The sequence below is a fragment of the Pirellulales bacterium genome (assembly GCA_036499395.1).
GTDB lineage: Bacteria > Planctomycetota > Planctomycetia > Pirellulales > JACPPG01 > JACPPG01.
Window position 1 is genome coordinate 15276 of record DASYDW010000119.1, and the last position, 17481, is coordinate 32756.

The following is a 17481-nucleotide window of genomic DNA, read 5'->3' on the forward strand; positions in this document are numbered from 1 at the left end:
GTAGATGATGGGACGGGGGGGCATACGAGAAATGCCCCGGTTAACGCAGATAGTTGGCGTTTGTAGTCCGGCCCATTAGCTGCCTTTCAATAAACAACTCGAGAACTAGGCGCGTCGCCGGCGGCCAATCGTGGCCTCGGCGATCAAGGTCAACACGTCATCCAAATCACCCTGCAGAATCGAATCGGTCGAGAGCGCCACGGCTGCGGCACGTGCAGTTGGCGAATTGACTAGCGTCAATGTCGCATCGACCGGGTGCGCGGCCGATTCACCTACTGGTCGGGGGCCCACGAGCGTTGCGGTAACAGCCTGGGGCGAGACAACCGCTTGCGGCACCGGCACCGCAATCGTGGCTTCCACTGCCGCGACCGCGCTAGGGTTTTGATCGATCATAGTCACCGCGGGCGCCTGTAGCGATGCGATTGTGTTCGTTATCGCTTGCGCGGCCGACGTCGGAACTGGTTGGATTGGCCCGAATATGCTGGCGGTCGCGGTGTTCGCATTCGCTGCGTTCGATGGTGCCGTCAACGGTGCGACGGGTTCCCAAGGCCCGAATTCGAAAACGGTTGGTATGGCAGCCACCAGCGCCGTGGCATTCGACGCTGTAGTAACGGTAGTGGACACGGGCGCCGGAGGGGGCACGGCGGGCGCGTCGATCGCGATCGGGGTCGCAACTTGCGTCGTGGCCGGTGATGCAAACCCTAGGTTGCGGCGCACCACAGCGAGGTCCGCCACATCGGTGGTGCCGTCGCCATTGAAATCGCCTGCGGCCCAGTTCGGCGTCCCATTGCCGGTTCCCATCGTGGTGCGCACGACGGCCAGATCGGCGGCGTCGACAAAGCCGTCCAGGTTGGCGTCGCCGTACTCGGTCTTCAAAATCACGTGAATCATGTAGTCCATGTCGGACTGATCGACCACGTGATCACCATTCAGATCACCACGAGGATCATCGGCGTGGATGAAACCCCATAGGGTGTTGATGTCGACGGCCGTGACCTTGTCGTCGCCGTCGAAATCGCCGGGCATTTGCGCTGCAATCGGCGGGCCGACCGTCCAAACCTGCGCTGTCTCGTTCCCGTAGTTATCGACAATCCGCGAAGATCGCGCCACGAAGATGAGCTGCCCGTTCGCCACGATGGCTTGACTCAGGTCCGGGCTGTCGTACGGATTGTCCGCCTTGGTTGGCACCACGGCGACGGTGCCATCGACGCCAGCGCGCCACAAGCCATCCCACTGTTCGGCTTCGTTCCAGCCTTCGAAATAGAGGTAGTCGCCAGCGACGGTCAAAGCGGTTGTGGGGTATTGGTAGAAGCCGATGCCGACGAAATCGTGAAGCAGCGTGGCGGCACCAGTCGTAGGGTCGAACTTCCAAAGCTGTGAGACCGAAGTCGTATCGGTGACGTTCTGAACGCTCTCTTGATTGAAGAAGTAAACATCGCCTTGAAAGGCGATCTGTTGATTCAAGCCATTCAAATCCAGCGCCTGCCCCACCGGCACGGTCCCCGCCACGGTGCCGTCGCTGGTCCAGAATTGCATTACCGACGCATTATTCACGGTACTCGTGACGCTGAAGACCAACTGGCCTCCGATGTCCATCAACGGTTGTCCATTCGGTCCGCTTGAGCCGAGAATCACCGAGCTATTGAAGCTGGCAAGCGTCATTACCTGTGGATTCGGCTGAGACAAGGAGCTCGAATTGAGCGCGACCAGCTTCGATCCGCTGCCATCGTACGCGTGCTCGTACAGGAACACGTTCTGCGTTCCGTTGGCACCGGGGACGACCGTAATATCCGAAAACTGCGATGCGGTGGCAATGTTTACGATCGTGCCAGCCCCGGGGTTGTACCAGTAGAGTTGTTGGTGAGCCGGATCGGAATTGGCCGTGCCCTGGAAAAGCACGCCTCCGGCGAAGGACTTCAATCCGGTCGCGTTGTTCAACTGCGGCATGTCGAACGTCGTGACCACGGGTTGACTGTTCTGATCCAGACTGAATTGCCGAATTTCCGGAGTGAAACCGGACGTGCTGAACGCGATGTAATAAACCTGATTGCCGATCGAGGCCATCGGACCGTAGTCTGTATAGACGGGCCCAGGATCAACGACGCGCGCACCACTCTGGTTGGCGAACCATACGTTGTATTCGCTGTCTAAGAAGAGCACTCCCTGCCCTGGCATTGCGTTGATGTCGGTAGCGGTGTCAATCGTCGGATAGTTAGGCTCGACGCTCTGCACAGCGGTGGTTGTTTGGCCATTGTAGGCCCATAACTGGCCGCCTTCATCGTAGTAGACGTATGTCGGCGCGCCAGGCTGTGATGCGTACGATACCGTGACGAATCCAGACGGATAACCACCGGTGGCAGGATCGATGATCGTAGTGAGCGTAGGCGTACCGGCGGGCGTGCCAGCGTTCAATTCCGCCAGAGAGATGGGGGTCAGCACCGTCCAGTCAAACTCAACCGGGGACGAGTATCCCACTGTTTCGTTCGTGATTGTGACGTCGACCACGTAGGGCGAACTGCTTGGGGCCGTGGGCGAAATCGTTCCGGAAATCACGCCCGACTGGTCGATCGTCAGACCGGCAGGCAGTCCGGTCGCCGTCAGCGAAACCGGCTGATTGAATTCATTTGTTATAGATAGCGGGAAATTGACCGACGATCCCGCGTAGCTCGTCTGATTGTTCGGCTGGTTTATATAAGTGGACGGAACTACATTCCAGACCACGGACAGTGTGACCGTATAGCCGATCGTCGTGTCGACGGCGGTGAGTTGCACGTTATAAGGCGCGTTCTGGAGGGCCAGGCTGTCGATCGTCCCCACGATGCGGTTGTTTGCATCGACCGACAGTCCCGGTGGCAAGCCGGTCGCTGTTAACGTGATGCTCTGTCCATACGGATTGTAAACCGGGACATAATCGATCGACTCGCCGGCGCCATTCGTGCTGCCGGAAAAGTCGAGTGCAAACCCTGGTTCGGTCGTCAGCGTAAACGACGTCGTTTGCTGAGTCGTAGCGTCGTAGGCAAAGATCGTGATCGGTGCCGTGACATTGCGCCCTTGGTTCAGATTGAAGAAGTAGAGCGAGCCATGGATGATGCCCGTGTAGGGGTCAATCGCCAGACTGGCCGGCAGCCCGTTCGCCGAGTATGTCAGCGGCAGGTTATTGGGATTAATGGTTTGTACCTGGTAATTGATCGGCACCCCTTCGGGCAGCGTCATGTTGCCAGGATTGACGATCGACCAGGCCTGAATCACTTGCCATATAAACGACACGCTTTGCGAGCCCAGGCTATCGGTGACCGTGACCTTGACGTTGAAGTTTGTGCCCGGGCTGATCGTGCCGGCGATCGTGCCCGAGATAATGCCGGTGTTGGCATCGATCGAGAGCCCCGTAGGCAGTCCGGTCGCGACATAGGTCTTGGTCAGGCTGCCGCCGGTCGTCACGATCTGCAGCGGCGTGATTGGCACGGTGACGCGACCGATTTGCGTGCCGGGATTCTGCACCACGAGAGGGCCGATGACGTCGACAGCTTCGATACTCGACGCCGTTCCCCCGACGAGCGGCAGAATTCCGGCCGCCGGGTTGATCGTTTCGGTGCCATTGAGGACGGCCACGTAATGAACGGTGTCCGTGCCGGGACCGCCATCGAGATTGCCAGGTACTTTCGAACTCTTGGAATTGAAGTAGAAGTCGTCGTTGGCAGACCCGCCGACAAGATTCTGCATTCCGGAGAATGCCACGGCGCCGACGGTTCCGGCTCCTGCTGCATTGATATTCCACGTAGTTGCAACGTTGGGCCCGGTGAGCGTGTTGGCACCCGTTCCGGCGGCGAGTGAAAGCTGCGCGCGGCTCCCTTGAATGTCGATCGTGGCCGGCGCCATGCCGGCGACGGTCCATTCGTTCGCAGCTGGTTGCCCGAGCGCGATACTGCGCGCGGTGGTGTCGGCCGAGTCGTCGAGCACTACGGGTACATTGCCGGCGGTCGAGTCGTGCACGTGGACGGTGACATTTCCCTGGAGCGCTTGCATATTGCTGGCGTTCCCGAAATTGATCTGCCCAGCGCCATCGTCCTCAATCACCAGCGGATTCGAGGTGCCCTGAACATCAAGGATGCTGCCGCCGGGATTAACCGTGACCAAAACGGCCGGCGTATCCAGGATGTGAATCTGGTCGTAGAAGGGGAAAGCGTCTTGCTGCAGACCCAACAGCGTAAAGTTGGTTGTGGCGGCAGGGAACGCGAGTGTCAGTTTTCCTGTTCCCGGCGCACCGGACCACCATACCTGGCCCACTCCACTCTGCGAGGCCAGGTAGTATCCCCCGTCCCAGAGCGAAAAGTCCGCGATAACGTTCGTGATCTGATTGGGGCGGTCGGGGCTGGACAGAATCTGGATCGGCGCCGCACTTGACGACAACCTCAGGCCGCCAGGCGCTTGCACCGTGACTTGCTGCGCTCCGTAAATCGTAAGCCCGTTGTCGTTGTTCGAAGTGTCCACAACATTGACGGTGGTATTAAGCCCCGCAAACAGAAGCTCGGCAAAACTACTGGAGTTCTTATTGAAGTTGTAAGAGCTTCCATCGCTGCCGAGAATGGTGACGGGGGAGGTGAGTTCGTCATAGAAGGACAACCACCCGGTCGCCAGGCCATCGAATTCGAACCCGCTGACGAAAGTGTTGTCCGCCAGTTGGTGGAAGTTATCTGCCAGGGTGACGTTGCGCGCTGTGTCGGCATGGTCGTCAATCGTAGTGTTGCCTGAGACGTAGTAGCCCACACCACTGGTCACGTTGCCCCCGAGGACAACGTTGCCGAGAATGTTTTGCAACGTTCCACTACCGATCGTGACCGAGGCGGCGCGGAACTCGTCGCGCGACGACTGCTGAGGAAGGTTACTTAGTCCGTTCACGGCGACGAGGGTGCTGGTGTCGAGGCCATGCCCCAGCCACAGCGGTCCCGTCGTGCCCACGATACTGACTGGCCCGATGCCCACGCCATCGACCGTGGCGAACAAGGTCGTCACGCCGGCCGGCGTGCCATCGATGGTCAACGACGAAGCGCCAAACTTGGAAAGGCCAATCTGCAGCCCCGGCGCCGTTAGGGTATAGTTACCAGGGTTAGTCAGGTAGTCGGCGAGCTGCGAGAAATGGATCGGGGCGCTCGTCAGGCCGAGCAACTCGTCACCTGTGAGGACGACATCGGGCAGCGAGGCGGGCGCCGCGCTCGTCGAGTTGTCGGCCACGACCTTCAAAGAGGCGTTAGTGACGGTAACGTCGGCCAGGATTCGCTGCCGCAGATCATCGCTCGTCTGAGGAATGATCTCTACCTCGGTCTGTCCGCCGCGCCCCGTGACGGACACCGGGCCGAATGCCGAGAAGATGCCGATATATTCGACCCCGTTTGCCGGGGCCTGCGGGTTGACAATGTAGTGCACGATGGCCGTGGTGACATTGTTGATCGTGGCGGTCTCGCCGATGCCCGGGTACTTCGGTGCGTAGACGAACAGCTCGATATTCGGCGTGTAGACAACCTTGTTGCGAACGGGACTCGACCAATCCCAAGCGATCTCCCCTTGGCCTGGATACGCGGCATCCGCGCCGATCGAAGGGGCCAACCCGGCAGTCGCGACGTTTGTGGTCGAGGCATCGTACACCAACTGGCCGGGTCCGGCCCCGGTGTAGTTGTACGTAACAAGTTGTGTGCTGGCCGAAAAGTTGGGGGACGTACTGAGATTCGTGAAGCCGGTAGCGTCGCCGACGTCTTCGACCGATCCGTCAGCATGCAGGCGGCGCCCGAGGAAAAGGTTGAAGTTCCCGTCGACCACGAAAGGCTGGTTGGCCTGCTTGCCCATTACGTACACGCCCGGCGTAGGCTGCGTCTGGGCCTCGGGTTGGGCCTCTTGCGATTCTCCGGCGACGACAATCATGCTTTGCGCTACGGCGCTGGCCATCATGTTTTCGACCAGCACCTGCGACGGACCGGCTGGAGTCGCTTCGAAATCGAACTGATCCGCCGCGCCGCCGATGATGGTGAGTGTGCCGAACAAAGTGCCGAGCGTGGCCGTGGGGGGCGTTACTCCCGTGCCGACGGCCCAGCCGGTGATCGTTGTCCCAGTAACCTGCAGAATGTCTGGCGCGGTGCCGTCGCGCCCGTCGACGGACAATTGAACCTGATTGACGGAGACCGATCCTTCGATGCCCGACAGGTCCCCTTCCCCCAGGTTGACGTAGGTGCGCGGGTCATTGATCACCGCATTGCTCGAGCGTAGATCGACCGGCGTGTTCGCGTTTTGCGCCAGCGGATTGGTGCCATTGATCGAGAGCGTCGTCTGCGGTCCGACGTTCGACACATTCACATACGTTTGCCCGAAGTCGACCCAAGCCCCCGGTGTTGAGTTGTTGACGACTGCGAAGAACGGGGAAGTGGTCGAGGTCTGCACGTGTTGCGACCCGAGTTCCCTGAACATGTCCGCGATCGTATTGGCCGTCGAATAGTCCGGATCGCCGACGTTGATGCTCACGCTGCCGCGCAATTGCGAAGCGTCGATCTCCAGGTCGCTATTCACCCCCGCTGGATCGACGGGAAAGTAATCCATGTCCGCATCCACGGACTGGGGCAGCGACGCATTAACACCGCCGGTATAGGTCTGGTTGTAAACCTGGTTGAAAACCAGCGGTGCGGATGACGTGCTGTACGGCACGTAAACCGAGTAGGGAGGATTGAATGCTGCCGGGTAGTTGTTTTCCAGGAATGAGGCAGACGCCCATGCGCTCACGTCCAATTCGTTAAAGCCAGTGAAGGCATAAACTTTGGTGAACACGGGAAAAGCTGGGGAGATACTTGCCGGCGTCTGGGCCACGTAGTACGCGTCGTCGTAAAAGAAGTCGAAATAGCTATTGTCAATGTGCCCGAGTTCTTGATTAGGCGAAGGATTGTTGATCCCGATCGTCGTGCTGGTGGCGATAGTGACGTTGAGCGCGTCCTGCGGCATCGATCCTAGAATGATGATCGGATCCGATGACGCCAGCACGCTGTCGTTGGTGCCCGTTGGGTAAAGGGCCACACCACCGATCGGCACCGCGACGTTAATCGTGTTGGCGCCGACGGGGTGCTGTCCGTCGAAGCGGTCGCGCCCGTCGACCGTGATCGCGACAGGACCCATCATCGGCAGGCTAACGTCGACCGTAGCACCGGTCAGGATCAGCTTCAGGCTATCGTTCGCTTTCAGATTCGCCGCGTAGAGGCTCAGTCCCGTGCCGACATCGTTCAGCGTGACGTTCCCCAGGCCACCAATCTTGTAGTGCGCGCCTGTTGGATCGAGCGCGGCGTCTACAACGATCTCGTTCGGCTCGCTACCGGCGTAATTCAACGTGACCGGCACGGCAATCGGAACCACCTGGCTCGTGCGTACGACCGTGCCGTCGGCAAGCATCTGTCGGCCAAGGTAAAGCGACCAGTTACCGTCGAGGTTTAACGCGGCCGCCGCGGCCACGACATAGAGCGCGTCTTGCGTCCCCGCGGGATTCGTGAAGTACGCGCTCGTGATTCCCATCGGCGTCTGATCGAGGCCCACCCGATCGCCGGCGCCGCCGTCAACTTCCAGCACACCGTGCAATCCGTCGTAAGTGAATGCCGGCCGGGCCCCGTCATCGGGCACGGTTTGGCGAACCAGCGATGTGGCGCCGATCACCAGCAGGCTGGGCGTCGTGGCCTCGGCATCGTCGATCGTCAGTTGGACGTTGTGGGCTTCGACGTCGCCGGCAATCGCCGTAAGCATGCCAACGCCGTACCTCAATGTAGTGCTCGACGTACCGCCTTCAACGTCGATCAACGCAGCCACGGCCAACTCGGCGATGGAGACGTTGTCGACTGCGCCGTCTCCTTGCAGATTTACCTGCAGGCGGCCCGCGAGTGACGATGCGTCGAGAAAGATCGTGTTGACGCCGTCGGGCATCGACGGAGCGGCAATGTCCATCTCGATGCTATCGATGATCGCTAGCCCTTCGAAAATAATCGTGGGGTAGAGCTGCGCATCAATGACGAAAGCACCGGCCGAATTTTGGCTGGTCGAGATCGAGTTCCCCGTATCGAGCGCGGGTGTCTGCATCGTGACGGTTTCGCTTTGGCCGGCTGGACGCTGCGAAGTGTTGAACACCACGGTGCCATTATCGTTCGCGAGCGGTCCGAGCGTGGCTGTGCCGCCGTGCTGGCTAATCGTTACGATATCGGCCGGCGCCAAACCCATCAGATAGGTCGTGACACCAGTCGTGGCATTCGTCATTTCGATGGCGTGATCGAGAACATTGGTTCCGTCGGCCGTCGAATAGGTGTGATCGAACGGGAGTAGCGAGATATCGCTCTCACCGAGCTCGTTGCGCGTGTCGAGCTCGACGTTCCGTCCCCCTTGATTGGTCGTGGGGATATTGACATAGACGGTGTTTACGCCCGCGGGCGAGAGATCACCGATATGGACATTCGTCCCTCGATCTTGCGCTGTCACGACGACCTGATTGAACTGCGTCAGGAGTAACGGCGGGAAGGTGCCGCCCGTTTTTTCGTCGTACGTCAATCGAACGGCCGTATCGCTGTCGGGATCGATGCCGACGTCGGCCGTCGATGCGTCGGCCGTTACGACCAACGTATTGTCGTCGTCATCGCCGCCCGAGATCGTGCCCCCTTGCGTCGTGGGAGCGTTGACGATGATGGTATTGGAGCCGCCGCCGCCGGTGACGATGTTGCCGGCCGATCCGAGCACGATCGTGTCAGCGCCCCCCTGGCCGATCAGGGTGTTGTTTCCCGAACCGCCTCCCAGATAACTATCGAGCAGCCCCGCTTTCAGATAGGCCGCGCCCGAGCCGCTGTCGACAAAATCAGCCGCCCCTTGTCCGCCTTCGAGATGGACGGCTGATGTCACACCGGGCAGCACGTCGATCGTCAGATCACCTTTGTCGCCAATGCCGGTGATCGATTTGACCCCTTGAATACGTTGGGTCGCGTCGTACTCGATGCCCAGCAGGTTCTTTTGACGCAGCGTGACGTCGATCGTCTCGCCCGCGTCGGGATTATTCGGGTCGGTGAGGCCGACGTGCTCGATGCGCAATTGGTCGGTGCCATCGGTCTGATCGACGTCGCGACGCTGGTTGGCCAACGTGCCGACATAGAGGTTGATGTTGCCGTTCGAGTCGGGCTGCGACGCGAGGATTGGAGAATCGGGCTCGCCACCGTCCTGGGCGCTATCGAAGTCCACCAGCACCTTGTTGGCGACGTCGAAGCGTTTCTTCAGGCCGACGAAGCGGTTGAAAACCTGGAAGCCAACACGTACTTCCACGCCAAGCGCTGCCGTTAAGCTGCCACTGAAATGAAACGGATCATTTGCGAAGTCGCTGAGGCGAACCTTACCGTCGCCGTCTGGGTCATCCAGTGTCACTGAAACTGGATCGTTGCCGGAATTGCCTGTCGACACGAAGCCACCGACGACGGCGCTGAAGACTCCCAGTGAACCGGTCGCCCCCGCGTAGACGTCGCCGGCCAGTTTGAAGTAGGAGCTGCTGTCGACGTAAAAGCCAGCGGCGACATCCTTGGCGACTTCCACCGCCGAGACGTTATCGTTAGCGATGTCCTTTATCAAACTGCGCAGGCCGAAGGTGTCGTAGGCAAACTTGAAATGGGTATCGACCTGAACCTCGCCGCCGTAATCGATGCCGACGCCGAAGATCGAATAGCCCGAGGCCGCCGACCCTGCCGCCTCGGTGTGCAGATCGGCGTTGAGTGTGAACAGATCCGTGTCATGCCCCAGCAACAAAGGAAATACGGCACCCGCCGGGTTCTGCAGGATGGGAAACTCCAGATCGACGCCGTTGTTCAGTTGGCTGGTAAAGCCGTCGATGAACTGCTTTTCCGAATCCGAGAGAGGCAGCTTGTCAATGTTCGCGGCCAGTGACTGGGCCACTCCGACAATATCGCTCGGTGAGAGATCGGTGAGATTCTGGACGGCCAGGTTGGTCGGATCCGCCGCGCTCGTGACGTTGCGCAGGTCGTAGGTGCTCAGGTCGAAGCCCCCCAGCGGCAACAAGATCGTCGCGCCCGAGGGATCGAATTGGTTGAACTGGTTGACGACCCCATTCACCTTTTGAAGAAGGTCGTAGAGCGGGCCAAAGCCGGTCACCGTCGCCGCGATGCCACCCAGTGTCAGCAGTGTGACGTCTCCGGCGCCAATGATGTGGCTCAGATCACTTAATCCTGGCAGCGGATAGCCGAGCACCTGTTCGATCGGATTGAGAGGTTCGGTGACGTATTGAATGTCCTGGAACACGGGGGCGATGACGTTCGAGATGAATTTGCCCAAATCCAGATCAACATTGTCGAACGAAATATCAGGGGCCTTGGCGTTCGGGTCTTGACTGTTGATGTTCCAGTTCAGATGTACATCGGTGTCGATTCCGGGAAAATCATTGTTGGTGCCAGCGAAACTGCCCGCCAGGTGCAGGTTCGCAATGGCCGAGCCGGTCACAATTAGCGCCGGCGTCGTCGAAAGGCCGTCCAGGTCCGCCGTCAGCGATAGCGCATTGGCCTGACCGGCCAGGGGCGTGAGCGCGCCTTGGACGAATCCAAGCGTGGCGGTGGCCGAGAAGTTTTGCAGCCCGACGGTGATGCCCAGCTCGATTTGATGACCGATGCCGGGCAGGTGCTGGCTGTCATCGAGCGTGGCTTGCTGCGTCGACGCGTTGTAATTGAACGCCAACTGATAGCTGAAATGGACATTGGTTGTGAGCGCGCCATCGGTATCGATCTTCAGCGGTAGCCCCGGCAATCCCGTGGCAAACGTCAGGGGGGTGGTCGGCCCAGCTACGGTCCCTTGCAGGGTCATCTGTACGGAGAAATTCCCGTTCAGGACGCCGCCCGGGGCGGTGACGATGACGTCCGAAGCGTCGACTCCGTTGCCATTCTGGTCGGCCAGAAGGTTCAGCCCCCCCGGCCCGAGTGCGTTGAAGAGCGCATTTTGCAGTACGGACGCGGACGGGTCAGTCAGCGTGCCCAACGAAACAAGCGCTGTGTCAATTTGCTGGCTGAATCCGGAAAGCGCTTTGGCCGCGTCCCCCAGATGGTTGCCCACAAAGGGAAGCGACGAGTTCTGGCCGGTAGCATATTGGTCCAGGGTCGTAACCAGACGGATTTCATCCCCTTGAAGCTGTGCGAGTAGCTGTGAGGCCAGCGATCCAAAGGGGACCGCCGTCAGAAGTTGGCGGTCCTCGAGGGCCTCGATGCGCGGTTTCCGCCAGGTTGACCCGGCCGTCGAGCGACCGAGCATATCGCGGCGAGCGGTTACGGGACGCGGGCCGGTGGGGCGCATCCGTCGACGACGGAACTCTTTATGTGTGCGCGACATATCATTCTCATCGCGGGGAACTATAATGGCCGGACAGTCGCAGACGTGCTAGCGAAGGTTGCAATCGGGCCACGATTCAGAACGGAAGGTGCGGTAACGATTGGCTCGAATCTCCGCTCATCTCGATATATCGCCGGGGCGGCGAGAAACGCACACGAGACGGGTCAGAAGAAAAATCAATAAGGAGCCGATGCGACGCCGGGCAGGGCGCGCCGGAACTTGCGAGTCGGGGGCAAGAGCCATGCACCAGGACGATGACTTCCCGTTGCTGCTGCGCAGAATCCGGGCCGGCGATGACGAGGCGGCAGAACTGCTTGTCCGCCGCTACGAGCCGCTGATTCGCCGCGAGGTGCGTCTGCGGATCGAAGACGAGCGACTCAACCGTGCCTTCGATTCTCTGGACGTCTCGCAATCGGTGCTAGCTAGCTTTTTCGTCCGGGCCGCGATCGGCGAGTACGATCTGGATTGTGCCGACCAACTCGTCCGCCTGCTGGTCGCAATGGCCCGCAACAAGCTCGCATCGCGGGCCCGCCAGGAGCGGCGACTGCGCCGCGATGTGCGCCGCGTGGCCGTGGTTTCGCCCGCCGTTCTGTCGCAGGTTGCCGATCCCTGTCCTTCGGCCAGCGAGATGTTTTCGCGACGCGAATTGCTGGAGCGCATGCGCGGCGCCCTGGCTGACGAAGAGCGGCGGATCGCGGACTTGCGCGGCGAAGGACTGAGCTGGGACGAGGTCGCCGACCGGCTCGGGGGTTCCGGGCAGGCGCGACGCATGCAACTCTCACGCGGTATCGAACGTGTGGGACGAGAACTTGGCCTGGAGGATTGAGTTTTTTGGGCCGTGCGGTTTGCCCGCAAACGGCGGTTGCGCCGCTTGAAACCCCATGAACGATCCGGCGGCGCCGGCGAATCGTTCTTTCGCACCGACGAAACACCGATGACCCCGTTCGTGCCTGACAGTTCGGCCGCTCGCCTTCGTAACCAGCGTGCCCCGGCGCGCGAGTACTCGCTGCTTTGGCAATCGCGGACGCCACTGCTGGAAGAGTTCCTGACCGGCTGCGACGACATTCAAGCCAGCGAGTTGGCGGCCGTGGTCCGCGTCGACTTGCGGCAGCGCTTGCGGCGCGGGTCGATTGTGGATGCCCGAGAATACCTGGCGCGATTTCCAGCACTGGCCGCGGATCCCGAGCTGGCCGCTGATGTCGTGTATGCGGAATTCTTAATCCGCGAAAACCTGGGCGAGCGTCCCAACGTGACCGAGTTTTCGCAACGCTATCCAGAGCTGGCCGAGATATTGACTGACCAGGTCCGCCTGCACCAGGCATTCGACGAACCCGCTGGCCGGGATGAGGCGGTCGACGAGGGAACGAACATTTCGGCGACAAATGCCGCACACCGGCCGGATCGAAAGCTGGAGGCGGATTACGAGATCCTCGAAGAGCTTGGCCGCGGGGCCATGGGAGTGGTTTACAAGGCGCGGCAACCGAGCCTCAATCGACTGGTGGCGCTGAAAATGGTACGCCGGGCGGACCTGACTAATGAAGAGCTGCTGGTTCGTTTCCGTTCCGAAGCCGAGGTCGTCGCTTCGTTGCACCATCCACAAATTGTGCAGGTATACGATTACGGCCAGCACGAAGAGGGGCCATATCTCGCCTTAGAGCTGGTCGACGGGGGCACGCTAGCGCAACGGCTTGATGGTACGCCTTGGAATCCGCGTCGTGCCGCCGAGCTAATCGAACAGTTGGCGCGCACCGTTTCCTTTGCGCACGGGCGCGGCGTCGTGCATCGCGATTTGAAGCCGAATAATCTGCTGATTGCCGGCGAAGACGCCGCTCTGCAAGTCAAGATCGCGGACTTTGGCTTGGCGAAAGTGTTTCGCGATCAGGGCTCGGACCACACACACAGCGGCACGCTGCTGGGAACGCCGAGCTACATGGCGCCAGAACAAGCAGCCGGCCGGGTTAGTGCCGTGGGACCGGCCTCGGATGTTTATGCGCTGGGGGCGATCCTGTACGAATTGCTCAGCGGTCGCCCCCCGTTTCGAGGCGAAACAGCGATCGACACTTTGCAGCAAGTGCTTCTGGCTGAATCCGTACCGATCAAACGTCTTGTTCCGGCCTTACCGCGCGACCTGGCGACGATCTGCACAAAGTGCCTGGAGCGCGATGTCGTTAATCGCTATGCATCGGCACAAGACCTAGCGGATGATCTGCGGCGGTTTCTTGCCGATCGGCCAATTCATGCGCGCCCCAGCAGCCGTTGGGAACATGCCTGGCGATGGTGCCGGCGCAATCGCGCCTTGGCGGCGGCCCTGGGCTCGGTGGCCCTGCTACTTCTGGCCGTGTCGATCGTTTCGATGTGGTATTCAAACCGCTTGAGCCGCCAACTCGAGGTTACCACGCGCGTCGAGCTTGCCGAACGCGAGGCCAAAAGCGACGCCCAGCTACGCCTGTGGGATGCGTATTTGGCAGAAATTGCGGCCCGCAATACCAGCCGACAGTTGGGCCAGCGCTTCGAGGCGATCGATACGATCAAGCGTGCCAGGCTGTTGCTTCCGGGGATCGGCGCGACGGCCGAGCGACAGTTGCAGTTGCGCAATGCCGCGATCAGATCGCTCTCGCTTCCCGATCTGCGGCGCACGAGCACGATTTGGGAGGGTGAAGAGCAAGTACACAATGGCGCCGTGGCGCGGAAGGCCGACCTGTTCGCCCTAAATCTGCAGGGACAAACACTATTCGTCGCGCGCTTCTCGGGCGGTGCTCCGGTGGGCGTGATCCGGCACGAATTGAACCGAGTGCAGCCAGTCTTTTCGCCTGATGCACGATTCGTGGCCGTTACTGGCGAACGGGGGACGCGCGTATGGAGGATCACGGACGCCGGACTCGAACCTGCCTGGAGTGATTCGCAGGCAGCATGGCTGTCGTTCGTGCCCGCTGGAGCGCAGGCTGTGGTGAGCCGCGTCGGTATCGGTGTGCAAGTCGTCGATGCGGAAACGGGTGCATTGATCCGCACGTTGACCGATCGCGAGGCCGTCAATTTTAGCGCGTATCATTCGCCTTCGCGACGATTGGCGGTCTGCACGGCGCACGACGTCGATGTTTTTGCCTGGGATAGTGGAGAACTCGTCACGCGCTTCGCGGTGGAGGGCCCTGCCGTACAAGCCGTTTGGCATCCCAACGGCGAGTGCGTGGCTGTGTGGAGTGGCTCGCAGCCGATTACGCTGTGGCACTTGCGTACGCGCAGGGAGCTGGTGCGGCTCCAGCACCGCGGATTCCCGCATCAGATGCAGTTCAGTGCTGATGGTGCTCGGCTGGTTTCTTGCAGTTTGTGGGATTCGAAACTGATGCTGTGGGATGTCGGCACAGGGCAGAGAGAACTCGAAGTTCAGGGATTTGTGAAATTAGCAATTGATTGCGACGCCGAAGGACAAATCGCGCTATTGAAACCTTCCGGAACATCGGTCGAATTGTGGGAACTTGCGTCGGGATCCGAATGCCGGTACTTGCCTCGCGCGTTTTCGCCCCCGATTGGCGCGTGCAATGGTACGCACAGCAGTCCGGACAGCCGCTTGTTAGCCGTCGGCACTGACAACGGCGTCGAGCTATGGGACGCACAGCGATGCCAGCGCCTGGCAGTTAAGCGCGGCACGCCTTCCGCAGCGCGATTCGATCGGCAGGGGAACCTGATACTCGCGAGTTATTCTGGTATTTATCGCTGGCCCCGCCAGCAACGCGTGCAAAACTCGCATGAAGGGGAAGCGACAACCATTGTGTCCCTCGGGCCGCCGGAGCGGATCAGCGGAGTTGTGACTCCTACCAGTCTGGCCACAAGCGAGCCGGACCAAGTGCTGGTGTTTTTAGACGTGGGCGGCTGGCATGCCCAATCGCTGTCGTCTGGACGGGAACGCGTCAACCTGCGGCCCTCAGGGGACCCGCGAAAAGCCGCCGTGAACTTCGACGAGCGCCTGGCAGCCGTCGCCGGATGGGAAACGCCGGGCGCGTCTATATGGGATATCTCATCGGGAAATCGATTGGCCGAATTGTCGATCGATAAGTTTGGCATGCTTGAGTTCAGTCGTGACGGTCGCTGGCTGGCGACGACCCCCGGCGGCGTGCAATTGTGGCGCACGACCGATTGGACGTTGGCTCACAACCTGCGAGCCCAGGGGACGACACCGAACGGGCTCGGCATCGCCTTTTCGCCCGACAGCTCGGCCCTAGCGATTGCGCAACCGAGCGGCGAGGTGCGTTTGGTCGATCCGCAATCGGGAGCCGACTGGGCCGAGATCGTGCATCCTGCGCCTAGTTCTTCGCCGTTTGTCACATTCGCGCCGAATCAACGCCGCTTGGCGATCACTTCGGTGGATCAAAACACGGCGACGCGGATATGGAACTTGACCGAGATCCGCCGTTCGCTCGGCGAGCTGGAACTGGACTGGCCGGCCGACGTTCTGCAGGCCGACGAAACCGAGGATTCAGGCCGACTCGAAGTTGAATGGATCGATGGCCAATGGTCGCAGCTGCAGAGCGCGCTACGCACGTTGGGCACGCCGATGCCGGGAAGCGACGAGTGATTGAACGCAGTCGGCTGGTCTATGCGTCGGCGGCGGCGCTCGTTGTCGGGACGGGGCTGCTGTGGCGATCGAGCCTGCTTCCGCTACCGGGTTTTCTCGCCAAATACGGCGGGGACTCGCTGTGGGCTCTGGCCGTGTTTGTTGGTTTTGGATTGGTTTTTCGCAGTGCTTCTACCGTGCGCGTTGCAATAGTCGCTCTTGGCGCGGCTTGGTCAGTCGAGTTTTTGCAGCTTTATCACGCTCCCTGGATCGATGGAATTCGCGCGACTCGTCTGGGCCACTTGGCACTCGGTTCTTCGTTCAATAGCCCAGATTTGATCGCCTATGTGTTAGGCATCGCGGTCGGAGCGTGCGAGGAGTACATCTGGCACTATGAGCGCGAAAAAGACGGAAGCGATCCGTGCTAGTAAGCGTCAGAGGCTAACGTTTTCGTCAACGAAGGCGAAGGCCGGCTAACGTGGCAGCGCGACGTTGTGATAGATGTCCTGCACGTCGTCGCAGTCGTTCAACATCTCGAGGAACTTTTCGAACAGCGGTAGGTCTTCGTCACTTAGCGTCTTGCTGGTCTGCGGGAGAAAAGTGATTTCCTGGAATTCCAATTCGACATCGGGAAAGGCGTTGAGGACGGCCATCTTGGTTTTGAAGAACTCGGCAGGAGGGGCAAAGATCGTTATGAAGCCGTCTTTATTTTCAACTTCTTCGACCGCAACATCCGCATTGAACATGGCCTCGAGCACCTGGTCTTCGCTGGCACCCTTGAAGGAAAGAACGGCCAGGTGATCGAACGACAGCACGACCGAGCCGTTGGCTGCCAACTTGGAGCCGGTTTTGGTAAAGCAACTGCGGACCTCGGAAATCGTTCGTTGATTGTTGTCGGTCAAACAATCGACGATTACCAGGGCGCCCCCAGGACCAAATCCCTCGTATCGCGCCGACTGGAAGTTCTCACCTCCCGCGCCGCTCGCTTTCTGGATCGCCTTTTCAATCACATGGCTGGGAACCTGTTCACGCTTGGCCTTTTCCACCATGCTGCGCAGAGAGGGATTGACGTCCGGGTTGGGCACACCATTCTTGGCCGCCATGTACAACTGCTTGCCATACTTGGCGTAGAGCTTCGATTTTTGAGCAGCGGTCTTGAAGATCGACTCTTTGCGCTTCTCGAAGATTCTTCCCATGCGAGTACTGCCTCTCTCCCGACGAAATATTGGATCCAAGGGCCCTGCGCAAAGCTTCCCGTGTTATTGCGTTCTTGGCAGCTTATGTTCAAGGGGCGACCGGCGGAATGCCGGGAAAACCGCGCAGCGCAAAAAGAAACCTGTCACCGACAGTAAAAGCTGGCAGCTTTTGCAAATGCTTGCAGGCTGTTGCAGGATTTCCCGCAATCCTGCTTGGGAAGTCCTTAGAGCCTATCCGAGTACCGAACCGTTTGGCTGCAAGCATCCGTAGTGCAGGTTGAGGAGACCATTCTCGATTTGCACGGAGGTGCCTGTGGGCGATCAATCGACGTCAAAGTTTCACCACATCCCCGACGCGCTGTG

5 protein-coding genes are annotated in these 17481 nt (G+C 60.1%); 3 read left to right on the forward strand and 2 right to left on the reverse strand.

Going from position 1 to position 17481, the window contains the following annotated elements; genetic code table 11:
• Positions 1 to 105 precede the first annotated feature (105 nt).
• Positions 106 to 11373, reverse strand: coding sequence for a putative Ig domain-containing protein (locus tag VGN12_21690; GenBank protein ID HEY4312076.1), 11268 nt, complete (start codon positions 11371 to 11373; stop codon positions 106 to 108).
• Positions 11374 to 11614: 241 nt separating this feature from the next.
• On the opposite strand from VGN12_21690, the gene VGN12_21695 reads away from it, so the two are divergent.
• The 3 genes from VGN12_21695 to VGN12_21705 are packed head-to-tail and all read left to right on the forward strand — an operon-like array spanning position 11615 to position 16350.
• The gene (locus tag VGN12_21695) at positions 11615 to 12199 is read left to right on the forward strand and encodes a sigma-70 family RNA polymerase sigma factor (GenBank protein HEY4312077.1); all 585 of its coding nucleotides are present in this window, start codon (positions 11615 to 11617) and stop codon (positions 12197 to 12199) included.
• Between the two features lie 45 nt (positions 12200 to 12244).
• A complete protein-coding gene (locus tag VGN12_21700; protein HEY4312078.1) occupies positions 12245 to 15943 on the forward strand; it encodes a serine/threonine-protein kinase in 3699 nt (1232 codons plus the stop codon).
• On the forward strand, positions 15940 to 16350 hold the full coding sequence (locus VGN12_21705) for a DUF2809 domain-containing protein (protein ID HEY4312079.1): 411 nt from the start codon (positions 15940 to 15942) through the stop codon (positions 16348 to 16350). The genes VGN12_21700 and VGN12_21705 overlap by 4 nt, the downstream gene beginning before the upstream one ends.
• A 45-nt stretch (positions 16351 to 16395) precedes the next feature.
• Here VGN12_21705 and VGN12_21710 read toward each other — a convergent pair whose 3' ends face one another.
• The gene (locus VGN12_21710; GenBank protein HEY4312080.1) at positions 16396 to 17118 is read right to left on the reverse strand and encodes a YebC/PmpR family DNA-binding transcriptional regulator; all 723 of its coding nucleotides are present in this window, start codon (positions 17116 to 17118) and stop codon (positions 16396 to 16398) included.
• Positions 17119 to 17481: the final 363 nt, after the last annotated feature.

Coding starts and splice junctions, on each gene's coding strand:
- VGN12_21690 (HEY4312076.1), bottom strand. CDS start 11,373: ATGTCGCGCACACATAAAGAGTTCCGTCGTCGACGGATGCGCCCCACC.
- VGN12_21695 (HEY4312077.1), top strand. CDS start 11,615: ATGCACCAGGACGATGACTTCCCGTTGCTGCTGCGCAGAATCCGGGCC.
- VGN12_21710 (HEY4312080.1), bottom strand. CDS start 17,118: ATGGGAAGAATCTTCGAGAAGCGCAAAGAGTCGATCTTCAAGACCGCT.